17 protein-coding genes are annotated in these 17,577 nt (G+C 68.3%); 11 read left to right on the forward strand and 6 right to left on the reverse strand.

The window, feature by feature from the left end; genetic code table 11:
• The first annotated feature begins 18 nt into the window (after positions 1-18).
• Entirely contained in the window at positions 19-555 is a 537-nt protein-coding gene (locus tag H074_RS36865) for an EF-hand domain-containing protein (RefSeq protein WP_007035194.1), read from the forward strand.
• 58 nt (positions 556-613) lie between these two features.
• On the opposite strand, the gene H074_RS36870 is transcribed toward H074_RS36865, so the two are convergent.
• The 6 genes from H074_RS36870 to H074_RS36895 are packed head-to-tail and all read right to left on the reverse strand — an operon-like array spanning position 614 to position 5,979.
• Positions 614-1,015: a DUF6917 domain-containing protein gene (locus H074_RS36870; protein WP_007035195.1), complete on the reverse strand. Its 402-nt coding sequence runs from the start codon at positions 1,013-1,015 to the stop codon at positions 614-616.
• Positions 948-1,892, reverse strand: a complete 945-nt coding sequence (locus H074_RS36875; protein WP_039924425.1) for a Gfo/Idh/MocA family protein — start codon at positions 1,890-1,892, stop codon at positions 948-950. The genes H074_RS36870 and H074_RS36875 overlap by 68 nt, the downstream gene beginning before the upstream one ends.
• Entirely contained in the window at positions 1,889-2,938 is a 1,050-nt protein-coding gene (locus H074_RS36880; protein ID WP_007035197.1) for an Ldh family oxidoreductase, read from the reverse strand. Before H074_RS36880 ends, H074_RS36875 begins: the two co-directional genes overlap by 4 nt.
• Positions 2,935-4,155: a M20/M25/M40 family metallo-hydrolase gene (locus H074_RS36885; protein ID WP_007035198.1), complete on the reverse strand. Its 1,221-nt coding sequence runs from the start codon at positions 4,153-4,155 to the stop codon at positions 2,935-2,937. The genes H074_RS36880 and H074_RS36885 overlap by 4 nt, the downstream gene beginning before the upstream one ends.
• Positions 4,152-4,970, reverse strand: a complete 819-nt coding sequence (locus tag H074_RS36890) for a sugar phosphate isomerase/epimerase family protein (protein WP_007035199.1) — start codon at positions 4,968-4,970, stop codon at positions 4,152-4,154. The genes H074_RS36885 and H074_RS36890 overlap by 4 nt, the downstream gene beginning before the upstream one ends.
• Positions 4,960-5,979 carry a Gfo/Idh/MocA family protein gene (locus H074_RS36895; protein ID WP_007035200.1) on the reverse strand — a complete coding sequence of 340 codons (1,020 nt, stop codon included), beginning with the start codon at positions 5,977-5,979 and terminating at the stop codon, positions 4,960-4,962. The genes H074_RS36890 and H074_RS36895 overlap by 11 nt, the downstream gene beginning before the upstream one ends.
• Before the next feature lie 154 nt (positions 5,980-6,133).
• Between H074_RS36895 and H074_RS36900 the strand changes: the two genes are divergently transcribed.
• The 10 genes from H074_RS36900 (at position 6,134) to H074_RS40555 (ending at position 17,577) form a co-directional block, all read left to right on the forward strand.
• A complete protein-coding gene (locus H074_RS36900) occupies positions 6,134-7,300 on the forward strand; it encodes a DegT/DnrJ/EryC1/StrS family aminotransferase (RefSeq protein WP_039924400.1) in 1,167 nt (388 codons plus the stop codon).
• Positions 7,297-8,418: a DegT/DnrJ/EryC1/StrS family aminotransferase gene (locus tag H074_RS36905; RefSeq protein ID WP_007035202.1), complete on the forward strand. Its 1,122-nt coding sequence runs from the start codon at positions 7,297-7,299 to the stop codon at positions 8,416-8,418. Before H074_RS36900 ends, H074_RS36905 begins: the two co-directional genes overlap by 4 nt.
• Positions 8,418-9,059: a class I SAM-dependent methyltransferase gene (locus H074_RS36910; RefSeq protein ID WP_007035203.1), complete on the forward strand. Its 642-nt coding sequence runs from the start codon at positions 8,418-8,420 to the stop codon at positions 9,057-9,059. The genes H074_RS36905 and H074_RS36910 overlap by 1 nt, the downstream gene beginning before the upstream one ends.
• Complete coding sequence (locus H074_RS36915) at positions 9,056-9,979, forward strand: UbiA family prenyltransferase (protein ID WP_007035204.1); 924 nt, start codon at positions 9,056-9,058, stop codon at positions 9,977-9,979. The genes H074_RS36910 and H074_RS36915 overlap by 4 nt, the downstream gene beginning before the upstream one ends.
• Positions 9,976-11,247 (forward strand): protoporphyrinogen/coproporphyrinogen oxidase, encoded by a 1,272-nt coding sequence (locus tag H074_RS36920; RefSeq protein WP_007035205.1) that lies wholly within the window; start codon positions 9,976-9,978, stop codon positions 11,245-11,247. The genes H074_RS36915 and H074_RS36920 overlap by 4 nt, the downstream gene beginning before the upstream one ends.
• Positions 11,248-11,497: 250 nt before the next feature.
• Positions 11,498-12,991, forward strand: coding sequence for a class I adenylate-forming enzyme family protein (locus H074_RS36925; RefSeq protein ID WP_200865854.1), 1,494 nt, complete (start codon positions 11,498-11,500; stop codon positions 12,989-12,991).
• Entirely contained in the window at positions 12,982-13,773 is a 792-nt protein-coding gene (locus H074_RS36930) for a class I SAM-dependent methyltransferase (RefSeq protein WP_007035207.1), read from the forward strand. The genes H074_RS36925 and H074_RS36930 overlap by 10 nt, the downstream gene beginning before the upstream one ends.
• Complete coding sequence (locus tag H074_RS36935) at positions 13,770-15,143, forward strand: CoA transferase (RefSeq protein WP_007035208.1); 1,374 nt, start codon at positions 13,770-13,772, stop codon at positions 15,141-15,143. The genes H074_RS36930 and H074_RS36935 overlap by 4 nt, the downstream gene beginning before the upstream one ends.
• Positions 15,140-16,609 (forward strand): class I adenylate-forming enzyme family protein, encoded by a 1,470-nt coding sequence (locus tag H074_RS36940; protein ID WP_007035209.1) that lies wholly within the window; start codon positions 15,140-15,142, stop codon positions 16,607-16,609. The genes H074_RS36935 and H074_RS36940 overlap by 4 nt, the downstream gene beginning before the upstream one ends.
• A 389-nt stretch (positions 16,610-16,998) precedes the next feature.
• Complete coding sequence (locus H074_RS40555) at positions 16,999-17,577, forward strand: hypothetical protein (RefSeq protein ID WP_152521575.1); 579 nt, start codon at positions 16,999-17,001, stop codon at positions 17,575-17,577.

Here is a 17,577-nt window from a genome sequence, read left to right on the forward strand (position 1 = left end):
CGAACGGAGTGAGTGCGAATGACAACCGCGATCAAGAACGACAGGCTCAAGAAGCGTTTCGAAAAGTGGGACGTCAATGGCAACGGCAAGATCGAGAAGACCGACTTCGAGGCTGAGGCCGGCCGGATCATCAGCGCGTTCGGTGAGGACCCGGCTTCGCCGCAGGCTCGCGCGGTCAGGGACGCCTTCGTGGCGATGTACGAGTACCTGGCGAGCAAAGCGGGCGCCGGGCCGAACGGCTCACTGAGTGAGAAGCAGTTCACCGAGGTCATCGAGGCGCAGATCTTCCAGGAAGGCGACTCGGGATTCGACCGGGTGGTCCGGCCCACCATCGCGGCGATCGTCGGCCTGTGCGACACCGACGGCGATGGAGAGGTCAGCCAGAAGGAGTTCGCCAAGTGGCTGGACGCCATCGGTGTCGAGCCCTCGGCCGTGGCCCCCGCGTTCAAGGCCATCGACGTGAACAACAACGGGAAGCTGACCGTCGACGAGCTCGTGCACGCGGTCCGCGACTACCACCTCGGCAGAAGCGACGTCCCGCTGCTGGGCGGATGATGCCCGGCTAGCGCGAGGGCGGTACAGCACGGTGGTGAGTGGCCTGCCCCGGGGTCACTCACCACCTGCCGCGGAAACACACCTCCTGTTCGGGCCGGAGGTCGGCGTCTTCGCCAGTGATCGTCCGGGTGTTGTGGATGAGGATGTTGTAGTGGTTGGGGAAGTGGCAGGCGTCGAAGCCGAGTACGGTGCCCATGAGTTTCGTGCCGATCCACACCTCGTCGCCTCGGTCGATCACGCCGGCGCGGCCGATCTCGGCGAATCCGAGGAAGCCGACGTGGTCGATCGGCGCCCCGGGTGCGGGGTCGGCGTGGGTCGTGGTGACGAGTTCGTGTATCTCGCCGGTGTGGACGCATCGGCTCGCGAACGGTTCCAGGCTCATTCCCCGGTCGTCACGGCGATGTACCAGCACCTTCACCACCGTGCCGGTGACCTCCCGCTTCGGTCCGTTCTCCCGCATCACGTTCCCTTCGATAGCACTCGTCCACCATGGACAAACCGGCGAGGCCACTGTCCTGCCAGGCCCCTTTCCGGCGGACGGCCCCAGCGAAATCACGCAGCAGCTCGGCGTATTCGTGCCACAGCGATTCCTTGAACTCCGGGAAGCCGCTCAGCATGTCGGCGAACAGCCGGGTTCCGTCCGTCAGCCGCACCTCGATGTCCTTGACCTCTCCGGGAAACGACCAGTCGAGCTCCACGACGGCGCCGTCGAGCTCGAGGGTCGCCTGGCGGTCGACCCCCTCCGCGTCCCGGGTTATCCGGACGTGGCGCAGTGACACCGGGCCGAGGAACAAGCGGACGAGATCGAGCGCGTTCGGGCCGTTGTCCGCGACGCAGCCGCCGCCGCAACGCACCGCGTCGAGATACCAGCGATCGTCGCCGACGTGTTCTTCGATCCGCTCCAGGTAGCGGACCTTCAGCGATTCGATCGGTGCCGCGCCCACGAGTTTTTCGCGCAAAGCGAGGACGTTCCTGTTGTACCTCCGATGAAACGCGGTGAACAGCGCCACGTTCTGTGCAGCGGCTCTGGCCGCGAGGTCCACCCCGTCCGCGAGCTCGGTGGCGAGTGGTTTTTCCACGCACACCGGCAGGCCGGCGTCCAGAACGTCCCGGCACACGGCGGCATGAACGTCGTTGGGCGCGGTCACGATCACCGCGTCGAGTCCTCCGGCGGCGAGCATCGCACGATGGTCGCCGTGCCCCGGTACAGGCGTGCCGCGCAGCGCGGCCGGATCGAGATCGCAGACGGCGGCGAGTTCGAAGTCCGGGGATCGCTCCACCGCCGCGAGGTAGAACCGTGAGATGACACCGAGACCCACGACACCGACCCGGATCATCCGGCCATCCTCGCCGAGGCCACGCACAGTTCCTCGTAGACCGCGGTGGGGATAGGTACACCGTGCTCACGGAATCGCGCCGCACGCTCACCTTCGTGCCAGCCGGGGTAGACGACGGGTGCGCCGGGGTCTTGGGCCGGCCAGCCGCGTACCGCGTCGAAGAGTGTGGCGGCGTCGTCGGCGAAGCCGGTGCGTAAGAGGTCCGGGGCGATCGCCAGCGCCAGGACCCCGATGTCATCGTCACGCTCCCCATCGGCGGACACGGCTCCGAGCGCTGCACCGGGCACCAGGGCCGCGAGTATCTCGACCAGCAGGCCGAGCCCGAAACCCTTGTAAGCACCCGTTTCAGGATCTCCGCCCAGCCAGAGCAGCCGGGCTTCGCCACGGTCGAACGCCGCGGCGTCCGTCACCGGCGACCCGTCCTCGGCGGCCAGCCAGCCCACCGGGATCGTCCTGCCCTCGCGTGCCGCGGCACGTACCCGGCCGGTGGGTACGACGGTGGTGCTCATGTCCAGGACGAACGGATGGGCGTCGCCGGCGGGGCAGGCCAGCGCGAGTGGGTTCGTGCCGAGCATGGCGGCGGTGCCGCCCGGTGGCGGTGCGATCCGCTGCCCGCCGCAGTTCGAGGCGATCAGGCCGATCATCCCGTGCGCGACGGCCCGCGCCGCGTGGTGCCCGGCGCACCCGATGTGCGTCGCCCCACGCAAGGACACCATGCCGATCCCATACCGGGAGGCCCTGGCACAAGCCAGTTCCATCGCCTGCGAGGCCGACCACAATCCGAGCGTCCGGCGGGCGTCGGCGAGGACGCACGCACCGAGATCCGTCTGGACGTGCATGTCTGCTTCCGGATCCATCCGCCCCCGGTCGAGCAACGGGAGGTACAGCCGGGTCAGGTTGACCGTGCCGTGCGAGGTCACGCCGGTCAGATCGCCGTGACACAGTGCCGCGGCGGCGGTCGCCGCCCGCTCCCCGGGGACACCGCGGTCCCGGAAGATCCCGGTGACCAGGGACAGCAGGGTCTCATAGGGCACCAGCACGGTCATTTTCCTCCGGTTCGGCTGAAGCGCACGACGATGTCGCGCACGAGGTCACTGAAGCGGTCGAGCTCTTCGGCGTCGGCGTACTCTCCACGCGAGTGGGCGTTGTTGGCGCCCAGGGAACCGGGGCCGAGAACGGCCGTCCGGGTGCCGGGAACACCGGCCAGCCAGATGGCGTCGCAGGTGAAACCGGTTTCGTGGTCCGGCCAGCGTGGAACGAGTTCTTTCAGCAGGGGGATGTACTGCGGTGGCAGGGCGGGCAGACCACGTTTCCGCCAGTGCAGGCCGGTTATCGTGGCCGCGTCGGCTGAGGTTCGGCGGAAGGGCGGCGAATCCCGGAACAGCGAGCTGAACCCGGCGATACCGGTTCGCAGGCCGTCTTCCAGCGCCGCGGCCATCTCGGTCGCAGACTCCTCGCGGTCGTAGGGGAGGTTGAGCAGGAGTTCGCCCTGGCCGTACACCCTGTTGTGCATGTGTCCGGTGTGCAGTCCCGCCACGCAGATCCGGCCGTGTGGTGCCAGCTCCCGCGCGAGGTGCTGGGCGAGGAACCCCAGCAGAACGGTCGCGTTGTGTCCCTGGTGTGGTTCGTCGTCGATCGCGTCGTCACCGTCTACCCGCACGCACGCGGTCATCGACGCGGAGCATCGCGGCAGGTAGCGCAGCCCGGTCGGCTCGCAGAAGATGTTGAGCTCACCATGGAAGCCGGCCTCGACGAGCGGCCGGGTCCCGAACGTGCCCATCGCGCCGCCCTCCTCCCCGGACACCGCCTGGATGAGCACACCGGCGTCCCGGCCGACGGCCGGATCCGCCGCGATGGCGGCGCGGACACCCGCCAGCAGGGCCACCGCGGGTCCTTTGGCGTCGATCGCGCCGCGGCCGGTGAACCTGCTTCCGTCGAAAGCGGCCGATTCGAACGGCGCGACCGTGTCGAGGTGCACGTTGAACATCACGGCGGGGGAGGCCGGGCCGATCCCGAGGACCAGACTCGGCTGGCAGGAAAGGAACTCCGGCCCGAAGTCGCGGATTGCGGCGGGAACACCCGGGAGGTCCAGCACCGAGGGGTCCGGGGAGGCGAGGTACCGGGTATCGAGGCCGAGCTCGGCCGCCGCGTCGGCGTAGAGGCGCATCGCGTCCCACAGAAGGACGTCGTCCGTCGTTTCGAGTGGGCCCGCGGTCGGCAGCCTGAGCAGCCGCACCAGCAGGTCACGATCCTCGTCGATCACCGGACCAGCCTGGCCATGGCCCGGCCCGCGGAAACGAACCGGGAGACCGCGTCAGGCGCCAGGGCACCCGGCTCGTGCGGTTTGATCGAAAGATGTGGCTCCAAGGACCACGCGCCGCCGTATCCGTTGGCCCGGAGAAGTTTCACGCAATCCACGACGCGCGCGGTGCCTTCGCCGGGGATGGTGAAGCCATGCTCGTCCGCGTCCTTGATGTGCACGTGTTCGACGTGACGGGCGATGTCGGTGAGCAGGTCGAAGCCGTCGTAGCCGTGGGCGACGCCGTTCCCGGTGTCGAACAGCAGCTTCAGCGCCGGGCTCGCGACCTCGTCCAGCAGGTCGAGCATCCGTTCGGCGCTCGTGCCCGCCCAGCCGGAACAGTTCTCGTGCAGCAGCGTCACTCCGTGCCTCTCCGCGCGTTCGGCGAGGACGGTGATCCTCGCGATCACCTCGGCGCGCCAGCCGGAATCGCTCAGCCCGGCGTTGGGATACGACATGATCCGGAGGTAGCGGGTGCCCAGCGAGCGTGCCCTCGCGGCGAGCACGTCGAGTTCGCGGAGGTCGTCACGGAAGTCCGTGCTGACCGGCCGGGCCCAGCCGCCGATCCGGGAGGCCAGGCAGACCACGCGCACGCCGCTGTCCGACAATGCGGCCGCCATGGTGGCAAATCCTTCGTCCGTGAGATCGGCGATGGCGATCTGATCGACACTGCGCAGTTCCATCGCTCGCCAGCCCAATGCGCGGAGCGCCGAGAGCTGCCCGCCGATGTCGTACGCCGCCTCGTCGGTGATCCCGGCCAGTACCGGGTCACTCGGCATGGGGTGTCACCGGTTCGCGTTCGGGGCGCGCGAGCGGTTCCGCGCAGATGTTCTTCGCCACCGAGAGCAATTGCACCACCTCGGTGGCGAAGGTGAACCCCAGTGTCTGCTCCCCCTGTAGCCGGAACTTGCGATAGGCCTGGAGCATCCACTCGGTCATCGCGTCGTCCCGTAGCACGACATGCTCCGACTGCCCGTTCAAGCGCAAGGTCAGCTGCGAGTGGTGATCATCGCCACTCACGGCGAAGTGGCCGATCGCGCGGCCGTTCTCGAAGTCGACGGTGACCCGCCGCTCGCGGACCGGCGAGGTGAGATCCGAACGGATCTCCGTGTGGACTCCGGTGTTGTGACGGAGTCCGATGGTCGCCCCGCCCATTCTCGGCTTGAGGTTCCCCTCCACTTCGAGATCGGTCCCGGTCGCGTGGGTGACCCGGGCGTTGCCCGCCAGCCGCAGCGCGAGCGCGACACCGTGTGGCAGTTCGACGTCGAAGGCGGTCGGGTGACCGGGAACCGTGAGCGAACGACGGAACCGCGGCTTGTTCTGCACGATGTCGATCGTCTTCGGCGCGCCGAACCGGCCACCGCGGATCAGTTCGACCAGCCGCCAGGTGAGCGTGCTGGTGAGCCAGGGTTCGACGACCTCGATGTGCAGCTTGTGCTTGCGCCGCAGGCGGATGATACGGGCGAGATCGTCGATGTCACCGGCGAGCGGCTTCTCCACGATCACTTTGCGGAAACCCGAAGCGGCCACTTCGGCGATGATCGAATGCCGCTCGGACGGCGGTGTGCAGACATGCACGACCGTGTCGTCGGGGTCGAGTCCCGCGGCCGCTTCACCGAACGTCTTCATGACCACGAGGCCCGCCCTCGTGGGGAGATTCTGCCGCGGTTCGCAGGCGACGACGGGTCCGTCGCCGAAGAGATGCGGATTACCGGTCCTGAGTTTTGCCAAGACCGGAAGATGCAGACCGGCTCCGGCCCGGCCGAGTCCCACGACGAGTGAACGCACGGTGAGTCTGCTCCTCGGGTCACGTATTCGAAATCCATGGCAAAACTGGCAGCGGAAAGTGTCGCTGTCAATACTTTTCCCTTGAGTTGACCAGGAAGTGCGAAACCGCCGAGTAGGTGGAAACCCTGTCCTACGCTCGGGAACCGGTTCCCCCATGCCCCCGGAGGTGAGTGCGCTGGCGGTATCTTTATCTTTCTTCACGCAATCGAACACATTCGAGCAAGTGTGGCCAGTCATCAGGCGGCACATTATCGAGGTGATCGAGAATGGCAAGTATTCACACGGCCGCAAGGTGGCGGAGTTCGAAGCCGCGCTCGCCGCCTATACCGGCGCGAGATTCGTGATCGGGGTGAACAGCGGTACCGACGCGCTCGTCCTGCTGCTTCGGGCGGCGGGTCTGCGACCCGGGGACGAGGTGGTCGTCCCCGCCTTCTCCTTCGGGGCGTCGGCGACCTCGGTCGTGCTCGCGGGGGGACGGCCGGTCTTCGCCGATATCGAACCGGTCGGGTACGGCATCGACCCGGCGGCGGTGGAGGCGGCCGCCGGCGAGCGCACCCGTTTCGTCATGCCGACGCATCTTTTCTCACAGCTCGCCGACATCGACGGTGTGCTCCGCGTGGCGCGACGGTGCGGGTTGATCGTGATCGAAGACAGCGCGGAGGCCATCGGCATGCGCCGTGGCGGCACGCACGCCGGGCTGTTCGGAACGGGTGGCGTGCTGTCCTTCTTTCCGACGAAGACCCTGGGCGCGATCGGTGACGCGGGCGCCGTCCTCACCGGCGATCCTCGGATCGCCGAAACCGCCGACGCGCTTCGTCACCATGGCCGGTTCGGGGCCACCATCGGTGACTTCCCCGCGATCGCCACGACGACGGGCCTGCCAGGAGTCAACAGCAAGATGGACGATGTCCAGGCCGCCGTGCTTCTCGCGAAGCTCGACCGGCTGGACGGTGACATCGCACGCCGCGCGAGTTTGGCCACGCGGTACACGGAATCGCTCGAGGGCGTGACCGGGGTACGCAAGGTGCCCCTTCCCCGGCGGGACAGCGTTTTCTACGTCTATGTCGTCGAGGTCGACTCGCGGGACGACCTGGCGGCGCACTTGTCGGCGAACGGTGTGCAGACCGAGATCTACTATCCGGCGCCGCTCCACCTGCAACCCTGCTTCGCCGAACTCGGCCATCGCGAGGGGGATTTCCCGAACGCGGAGAACGCCTGCCGTCACACGCTCGCGCTGCCGTTGTATCCGGATATGTCCACGGACGACGTCGAGCAGGTCTGCGGCTTGATCCGCGCTTTCTACCAGGGACGCCGAGCATGAACCTGCCGTTCTTTCCGGAGGATCTCTTCGACGACGACCGCGAGGTGCTGCTGGACGTCGTGGAGCGGATCGGGCGCGCGCCGGAGCAGAAGTTCATCCTCGGCGAGTACGTGTCCACGTTCGAGGCGGCGATCCGCGACTCGGTCGGGGCGGCCGACGCGATCGCTTGTGGCAGCGGCACATCGGCGCTTCTGCTGGTGTTGCGCGCGATGGGTGTCAGGGACGGCGACGAGGTGATCGTGCCCGCCTTCGGGTGCGCTCCGCTCGCGGCGGCGCCGGCCCTGCTCGGTGCGACCCCGGTGTTCGCCGACATCGACCCGTGGACCATGGTCGTCGATCCCGACGCGGTCGCCCGGGCGATCACCCCGCGGACCAAGGTGATCATGCCGGCGCACATGTTCTCGGTCATGGCGGACATGCCGGCCCTGCGCCGGATCGCCACGAGCGCGGGCGTGCGGTTGCTGGAGGACTCGGCGGTCGCGCAGGGCGGAACGCTCGCCGGAACACCCGCCGGGATGTGGGGTGACGCCGGGGTGTACTCGTTCGTCCAGGTCAAGACGTTCGGCATGCCTGGTGAAGGTGGGATGGTCGTCACCGGCGACCCCGGACTCGGTGCGGCCGTGCGGATGCTGCGCAACCACGGTCAAGACGGGAAGACGCGGTTCCTGTACCACCACGTCGGCTACAACAGCCGCTTCGACGAGGTCATGGCCGCCTTCCAGCTGCACCGGCTCCCCGCGTTCCCGCGGCGGCTCGAACGCCGTGCGCGGATCGGCGAATACTACACCGGACGGTTCGGTGATCTGGCGGGCTGCGGTGTCCTGGCACCGCCGCCGGATCGGGACGGCCGGTGTTACTACGTCTATTCGCTGCTCTGCGAGCGCCGGGACCAACTGCGCGAGCATCTGGCGGCGCGGGGGATCGGCTCCCACGTCTACTACCGGAGCCCGCTGCCGAGGCAGCCCGCTTTCGAGTCCTTCGCCCGGCCAGGGGATACCTGGCCGTCGGCGGAGCTCGCCGCACAGCGGGCACTCGCCATCCCGATCTACCCACATTTGACGGATCAGCAAGTGGAGCACATCGCGGACGCGGTGTGCGGATTCGCGAAGGAGCCGTGATGCAGCAGGTCACCCAGACACCCGCGCCGGGGGCGATCGCCGAAGAATGGCGCCGCCGCGCCGAACGCGCCGGATTGGCCCGGGTCATGCGCGCGTCGCAGCCGATCGAACTCGCGGCCGAGACGACCGCCCGTACTCGCCGTCTTGTCACGGATTTCCTGCGCTCGCTCGGCCGGGTCGGCACCGCACTGGAAATCGGCTGCGGGATGGGCAGGATCACCCCCTCGATCGCCGAGCGGGCACGCGCGGTGACCGCGGTGGACATGACCCCGCGCATGCTGGCGCTGGCCGAAAGGAACTGCGCACAACTGTCCAATGTGGAGTTCGAACAGCTGAAGGTTCAGCGGCTCCCCTGGAAGGACAAGCGTTTCGACGTGGCCGTCTGTGTGTGGGTACTGATGCACGTACTGGACGAGAACGAGGTCGCCGAAGCGTGCCGGGCCATCGCCGCGGCGTCCCGGCATCTCGTCCTGATCGAATACGAGGAGGCGGACATCCCGGTCGGAAGGTTCTCGAGGTTGCGGACCGTGGAGGAATACCTGGCCTTGTTGCCCGGTGCCCGGCTACTCGAACGGCGTGAGCTGCACTACGGCGGCGATCGCTCTTTCGCCGCGTTGATCGCCTTGGACGGTGCGCGGTGACGACTTTGGCGGCCGCGCGCGGAAAAGCGTACTTCAGGCTCGCGAAGCTCGACATCGTCGACTACTACCTCGGTGTGGCCGTGGTGTGGACGCTGCTCGCGCCAACGGCGAGGTTCGATCCGGAGGTCCTGACCACCATCGGTGTGTTCCTGCTGGGCGAGGTGTTCGTGATCGCGGCGATGGTCGCGCTCGACGACCTCACGGGCTATCGCGACGGCAGCGACATCACGAACTACTCGCCGGACGACCCGAAACGCAAACGGTATCGCAAACCCTTGGTGGCGGGGGTGCTCACCGAGGACCAGGTGCTCCGGTTCGCGTGGGTGACCGGGGCCATCGGGGCGGCGCTCTGGCTGACGGCCGTCGTGCTCGCACTGCATGGTCCTTTATGGACTATCGCCTTGATCTCCGTCACCTACTTTTTTTCGTTGCAGTACTCCTGGGGGATGAAGCTGAGTTATCACGGCTTCCAGGAGTTCTTCATCGCGGCGCTCGGCTGGGCGCTGGTGCTGGCGCCGTATGGCCTCGCGACCGGCGAGCTCACCGGGTTCGCCCTCGCCCAGGCACTGCTCTTCGGGCTGGGACCACTGCTCTTCGGCGTCTATTCCAACACCAACGACGTCGACGGCGATCGGCGCGTCGGCAGACCGACTGTCGCGGTCCTGACCTCTCCGCGGGGCAACATGTTCTTCGTGATCGCCGTGTCGGCCGCCGAGCTCGTGCTGATCCTCGCCGTGCCCGCGCTCGGTGGTCCCTGGTGGTTCCCGCTGGCTCTCCTGCCGACGATAGTGGCGCGGGTGCGGCAGGTATGGCTCGGCTTCGCGCTGGGCGACATCCTCCGGGCGCGGATGCTCGGCATCCGGATCCACCGCATCACCGTGGCGTCACTCCTCGTGGTGAACCTGGTGGTGATCGGATGACCGATGTCGACGTCGCCGTCGTGGGCGCGGGGGTCGCGGGCCTCGCCGCCGCGTACCGGCTGGCCGGATCAGGGCGCGAGGTGCGGGTGTTCGAGGCGGCCGACGTGGTCGGTGGCCGGATGACGACACTCCGCGAAGACGGCTTCGTGATCGACACCTGTGCCGAGCAGATCGCCGAGCGTGGCTATCGCGAGACGTGGAAACTGCTCGCGGAACTGGGCATCGATCGCGCGGCGGCGCCCAGGATCGGCCGCGGCATCGAGATGTGGCGCGGCAGGGCCCGCGGCGGCGTCGCGCAACCGCGAGGACTGATCACCGGGGCCGGGTTGCCGGTGCGCGCGCGCCTCGACGGGGTCAGGGCGATGCGGGGCGCCTTCGACATCGAACGTCCGGAGACATCCCGTCTGGGCGATCGCACCGTCGCCGAGTTCGCCGCGCCCTACCACCCGGACCTGCTGAACTACCTGCTGCAACCGGTCGTCTCGGGTTTCTTCGGCTGGCATCCGGCACGTTCGGCGGCCGCGCCGCTGCTCGCCTTGCTCACTTCGGTGGGTTCGCCACGAACCTGGCGGACCTACGACGAGGGCATGGACACCTTCGCGCGTGCCCTCGCCGCTGGGGCCGACGTCACCACCGGGTTCCGGGTCGATCAAGTCGTCGATGACGGCTCCTCGGCACGGATCATCAGCGGGACGCGCGAGATCTCCGCCAGAGCGGTCCTGCTGGCCGTGCCGGCCCCGGTCGCGGCCGGGCTGCACCCGTACCACGGATCCGCCTTCCTCGGCGTGTGCTCGTTCACACCGGTGGTCAAGGCGCATCTGCTGCTCGAGCGCCCGCTCGGCGGTCCCGGCTACGCGCTGGTCGTGCCGACCTCGGAGGACGGAACCGTGGCCACGGTCATCTTCGACCACCTCAAGAACCCCGGACGCGCGCCGGCGGGCCGCGGCCTGGTCACGCTCATGGCCCACCCGGCCGTGGCGACGGAACTGCTGACGATGCCCGATGACGACGTCGCGGTCCGCTTGACCGACGCCGCCGAACGGCTCGTCCCCGGACTGCGGTCGGCGACCCGGCGGGCGATCGTACGGCGTGTGCCGGAGGCGTTGCCCGAGGCGACTCCGCGCGCACTCGCTTTGCGCGCGAGCTTCGAGGAGAGCCTCGGCCGAGGTGCCGTGGACTACGCGGGCGACTGGGTGTTCCTGAGTCCGTGCAGTGAGGCGGCGGTCCGGTCCGGTTTGCAGGCCGCGCGACGCCTGGCCCGGTCGTGAGTGGTGCAGGCGATTCTCTTGAGAGACAAGGCAAAGGTGACACGTCTGGGTGAGATGATGGGGACTTTCCCTGCATCGGATGCGGGAAAGTCCCCCTCACCCCGGTGCGGTCCGGGTTCCGCCGGCACCGCGGTCCGGTGCTCGTGTCGCGAAAGCCACTTTCGGGACATCACACGTCGCGAAAGTGGCTTTCGCGACACCACGGCCGAATCTCCACCGAAGACCACCCATCCCGACCCGGAAGGCCCGGATGAAACCACACGACATGGGAAAACTGCTCGACCAGTGCGCGCACACGCGGACGATCGTGCGCCTCGACCGGCCGTTCGACATCGCGCCCGGACGCGGGCTCAGCCATACGGTCGCTCAGCTCGCCGAACTGGTCCGGGACGCGGCGGGATGGCTGCACGAAGCCGGCGTCCGGGCCGGAGACCGGGTCGCCATCGTCAAACGGAACCACTGGGACTACGACCTGCTGGCGTGCGCGGCGGTGCGGATCGGCGCGGTCCCGGCGAAGTTGTCCGGTCAGCTGCCCGAGGACACGCTGGACATCCTGCTGAAGCGCCTCGACGCCGAGGTGGTGGTCACCGACCGCCCGTCCTTGCGCGCACATCGAGTACTGCGCGTCGAGGACTTCGCCGCGGGACCGGCGCCCGCGCCACACCACAGAGACGACGACGAACCGCTGCTGATCTGCCACACGTCGGGGACGACCGGCACCCCGAAGCTGGTGGTGCACACGACACGGACGATCATCGACCGGCTGGCCAGGCCGGAATCGGTGCGCTGGCCCGTCATCGGTGTCCGGCGCGACGATGTGGTGGGCAACGCCAGCGCGTTCGCGCACGGCCGCACGTTCTGCTGGACCGCTTCGGCACTGTGTCTCGCGCCGAGCGAGATCGTGATCCTGAGTGAGCCGTCGTCGGCGGCCCGGGTGTTCGGGCGGCACCGGCCCACCGTCGTCGAAGCCCTCCCGTCGGCGTATGTGCGGTGGCGTCCGCTCGCGAACGCGCCGGAGAACCCGTTCGACCGGGTGCGGAGGTTCGTCAGCACCTACGACGCGGTGCACCCGCCGGTGATCAGGACGATGCTGCGCGCCACCCGCCACAAGCGTCCATTGTGGATGCAAGGGTGGGGGCAATCCGAGACGGGACCGCTGTCTTTCCGGTTCTTCACCAGACGCACCGTCGGCACCACACGCAACCTCGGCAGGCCTCTGCCCGGTCTTGCGAAACTGCGGGTCGTCGACCCGGAGACCGCCGAACCGGTGGCCCGCGGCGGCGCCGGCCTGCTGCTGGCCCGCACCCGCGCGCGGTGTGTCGGTTACGTCGGTGAGCAGGACCGCTGGGAGGCCAAGGCACATGGCCCGTGGTGGAACACCGGCGATGTCGGCAGGGTGAGCCGGACGGGTGCGGTGACCCTGCTCGATCGCGAGGTCGACACCGTTCCCGGGCTGAGCTGCCTCGAAACGGAGGACCTCATCGAGGACCGTCTTCCGTCCGTGGACGAATGTGTGGTGCTTTCCGCGGCCGGGCGGGAACCGATCCCGGTCGTCGTGACGGACACCGCGCTGGACCCGGCGCGGTGGCGGGCGGCGGTGGACGACCTTCCGGCGATGGGGGAGCCGGTGGTGCTGTCCTGGGACCAGGTGCCGCGCACCGGGACCGGGAAGGTGCGCCGGCGCGAGTTGCTGACGCGGCTGACCGGAACGCCCGACACGAACGGATCGGGGAGGTGGACGTGACCACGGCCTACGTTTTCGACAACCACAGCAGGCACGCCGATGAACAGCATCGCTGTCTCTCCGAGGCCTACGACCCGAGCACCTTCGCGCGGCTGGAGGAAACCGGGGTCGGAGCCGGCTGGTCCTGCCTCGAAGTCGGGGCCGGCGGCAGCGGTGTCGCGCACTGGCTCGCCGGGAAGGTGGCACCGACCGGGTCGGTGCTCGCGACCGACATCAAACCGGGCCATGTCGCACCCGCGCCGGGGTTGACCGTCCTACGGCACGACGTCGTCCGCGAGCCGTTGCCGCGCGGCGGATTCGACCTCATCCACGCCCGTCTGGTCCTTCAGCATCTCCCGGAAAGGGAGGCCGTTCTCCGTAAGCTCGCGCGGGCACTGAACCCAGGCGGCTGGCTGCAGATCGACGAGTTCGACATCTCCTATGGCCCGATCCTGCTCGCGCCCGACGAGCGGGCGGCGAGCCTTTACGAGAAATTTCTGGCCGCCAAGGAGAAGACGTTCGAGTCCGCGGGCGGGGACGGTACCTGGGGCCGCCGCGTGGCCGCGTCCATGGCCGCCGCGGGTCTGGTGGACGTCGACCCGGTGCCGATGATCTTCCCCTGGCGCGCGGGGGCACCGGGTGTACGTCTGCTGATCCACCACACCTGGCATCTGCGTGACCGGCTGGTCGCCGCGGGCATGACCGACGGTGAGCTGGCCGGGGTGCGCGCGGTCATGGGGGATCCCGGCTTCCGGGCGACGTCGTGTGTCGTCTACTCCGTGCACGGGAGGTGCCCGGAATGACCAGCGCGCTGGGCACCGTGACCGTGGCGGGCCCGGTCGATCTCCCGTTGGCCGGGGAGCTCGACGTGCAGGCAGCCTGCGGGATCATGCATGTGCACGGCAGGCGATCCGGTGAACCCGCCCCGCTCGGACTCGACTACGCGTCCCTGCTCGCGGCCGAACTCGCCGAGATGGGCGCAGTGGCGGCGAGGCTGGCCAGAGACCGGGGAATTCCGTTGCGCGGTGTGTCCACCTCGTTGGCGCAGGCCGCTTTACTGGCGATCTCCCAGTATCTCGCGGCGGCGACCACCCGGGACGAATACCGGGAGGAGCTCCTCCCCGGCGGTCCGCCCTTTCGCTCGTCCGACGGTGTCGCGTTCGAGATCGAGACGCTCGATCCGGCGATATGGCAACGGTTCTGGAGTGAACTCGGAGCCGATCACGCGGCGATCTCGAGTGGCTGGCGGCCGTTCATGCAGAGGTTCGCGACCGCGACCTGCCCGCTGCCACCGCGGCTGCCGGAGCTCCTCGCCGCCTGCCCGATCGCCCGGTCCGAGCGGGCGGCCGCCCTGACCGGGATGACTTTGGTGCGGGTGGCGGACCGGGCACTCGACGGGATGCCCGCGTTCGTCGTGAGCGGGGAAGGGCGTGGGCACCGGCCGGTGCGGCCGGTGGAGTCGCTCCCGCTGTCCGGCTTGGTGGTGCTCGAATCCTGCCGCCGGGTGCAGGGCCCCATGGCCGGTCATCTGCTGCGGCTGCTCGGCGCGTCGGTGCTGCGGATCGAGCCTCCGGGTGGTGACCCGCTGCGCTGGGTGCCGCCGATGGCCGGGGAAACCTCGGCCAGGTTCCAAGCGCTCAACGAGGGCAAGGAAGTCGTCGAGATCGATTTGACCAGGCCGGAGGGGAGGCGGCAGCTGATCGAACTCGCGGCCGGGGCCGACGTCTTTCTGCACAACTGGGCACCGGGCAAGGCGGAGCGGTGGTCGTTGACCGGGCACGATCTGGCTCGAGCCCGGCCGGGCATCGTGTACGCCCACGCCTCGGGCTGGGGTACCGAGCTGGGGCCCGAACCGCCGGTGGGAACGGATTTCATCGTCCAGGCCTACGCGGGCGTACCGCGGTCGTTGATGACGATCGTCGATGTGTTCGGCGGGATCGTGTCGGCCCGCGGGATCGTGACGGCACTGGCCCGCGGTGCCACGCGGGTCGACTCGTCCCTGTTGTCCGCGGCTTGCCGGCTCAACGCGGGTGCCCGGCGCCGAAGTGACCTGCCCCTGACCGTGCCGGTGTGCGACGACCTCACGGCCCTCGCCGCCGATCCCCGCTTTTCCCGCGCGCTCGTCCACGACGACTGTGTCCTCGTCGCTTCGCCGTGGCGGTTCGTCTCATGAACTGGGTCTCTTCCGCCGGAGTGAGCCTGCGTGACCTCGTGCCCGCCGCCCTGCGCCGTGACTGGGTCCGGCGAGGTCACTGCCCTGACCGGGATCTGTACTCGTTGTTCCGTGATCACGTGCGTGAACATCCTCGTCGCACCGCGGTGATCGACGACGAGGGCTCACTCCGCTACGCCGAGCTGGACACCGCGGTGCGAGAGCTGGCCGCCCGGCTGGAGACCGCCGGATGCGGGTCGTCCGACATCGTCGGCGTGCGGGAACACAACGGGCGTGACGCGGTGATCGCCGAACTGGCCGTATACGCGATCGGCGCCGTGGCACTGCCGGTACCTCCGGGCGCGGACAACCTCCTCGAACGCGCGGGCGTGTGGTTCAGCGTCGGCGACGGGCGGATCGCGGGTGCGTCGAGGCGGCGCCGCGCCGGCCACGCCACCCGGCCGCACCCGGACGCTCCGGCACGGATCCTGGTCTCGTCCGGTTCCGAGTCGGAGCCGAAGATGGTCGCCTATTCGCACAACGCGTTCGCCGGTGGACGGGCCAACTATCTCCGTGCCGTCCACGGTGGCACCGAGGTGCCTCGCGATCTCGTGCTGGTCTCCCTGACCTCGGGCTTCGGCTCGTTCGGAGTGCCGGTGACGCTGTGCCGCGCCGGCGGGACGCTGATCCTGACGCGCCGGTTCGAGGCGAGCACCGCCCTTCGGTTGATCGCCGGGCACCGGCCGACCCACGTGTTCGCCGTGCCGACGATGTGGCGGCGCGTGGTCGAGCGCCCCGGTCAGGTGGACACCGCGGGGCTTTCGGCCATCGTGTCGAGCGGCGATACGCTGCCGCCGTCGACGCGCGCGGCTTGCCGCGAGCGGTTCGGCGTCGAGATGATCGATGTCTACGGATCCTCCGACGGGGTCAACTGCCATACGACGACGCCGGAGCACGGTGCGGGCGTCCCGGACCCGGCGGTGTGCGAGATCCGTCTCGTCGATGACGAGATCTGCGCACGAGGACCGATGACGCCACTGTGTTACGTGGGCGCGCCGGAGCTGGACGCGGCATATCGCTTCGACGGCGGCTGGGTGCGGACGGGAGACAACGGCCGGTTCGGTGACGGTGGCCGGTTGCACGTGACCGGCAGGCGTAAACGGGTGGTGATCCGCGGCGGGTACACGATCAGCCCCGCCGAGGTCGAACTCGCGATCGGCGACCATCCCGCGGTCCGGGAGGTCGTTTGCGTCCCGGTACCGGACGCCGAACTGGGCGAACGCCTTTGCGCTTGCCTGACCGTCCGGAACGGACATTCGCTGACGCTGCCCGGCCTTGTAGCGTTTCTCCGTGAAAAGGGCCTCGCCGTCGCCAAGCTGCCGGAGTCTTTGATGCTCCTGTCCGAACTGCCGGTGAGCCGCTCGGGCAAGGTCTGCCACCGAACGCTGGCCGGGCTCGCGGCCGGCCGAAGCGAGGTGAAATCGTGATCAGGCTCGAGCCCGGAACGGCCTGGCCGCAAAGGCGTTCGGAAAACCGCTGAAAGCGCCCGAGTGGAATTCCGAGGTCGCCGCGGGCTGGACTCCGTTCGCCGGGTTTCGTCCAGAGAGTTCGTTTTTCCGTAGATGGCTGTGGCGATCAAGTCGCGGATGTCGCCGCCCGGCTACTGCGTCGGCTGGCGCGGCGACTGCGGCATCGACCCCCGAGTCGGGAACGACCTCACGGCCACTACGCCCCCGAATAGATAGATCAAAAGATGTAAGGAGAGGTGGCGGCAAGTCCAGGCGGAAGGATCGAGAGGAGGCTCGGAATAAGTGGGTCAGTGAGCGCTCGCCAAGTCGGAAAAATCGCAATCATATGATTGTCGAGTTTGAACCGGGTGTCAGTGCGCGCTTTGGTCTGCGACAAAGCCTGGAAATACCTTCAAGCGCCCGAGACGGAGAATTACCTTGAGGGTGCACGGGTGATTGCGGCTACTTACTGCAGTGAAAACTATGCCGAGTGTAATCTGGCTGCGGGAGTTCGGCAAATCGGAGCCGAGGCACCCGCGGCGCTGGTCGGAATGGTGTGCGCTGGTCTGTCTGGTGGTGCAGGTGCTGGACCGCGAGGAACTCCGAGGACCTTCGGTTCACCTGACGATCATGTGGCAGACGTGGCGAACGCGGTCGAGGCGGCGATGCCCGGCAGGGTGGTTGACGTTAACATGCATCGGGTTATGTCGAATGGCTTGACGCGCGAGATCGACATAGATCTCGGAAAAATCTATGTGCAAGTCAAAGGTGGTGCAGCCGACGGGCTGACTGGGCGGATCGCCAAGACGCAGCAAAACGCGGGTAGAATGACGGTTGGCCTCGCGCCGGAAATGTCCGATGCGGCCTGGAAAAATGCTGCGCTGCAAGGAATGCCCGTTTTTAGAACGGCGGACGATTTGATTGCATATGTGAAGGAGTTCGGATGA

This window comes from Amycolatopsis decaplanina DSM 44594 (genome assembly GCF_000342005.1).
In the GTDB taxonomy this organism is placed as follows: Bacteria; Actinomycetota; Actinomycetes; order Mycobacteriales; family Pseudonocardiaceae; genus Amycolatopsis; species Amycolatopsis decaplanina.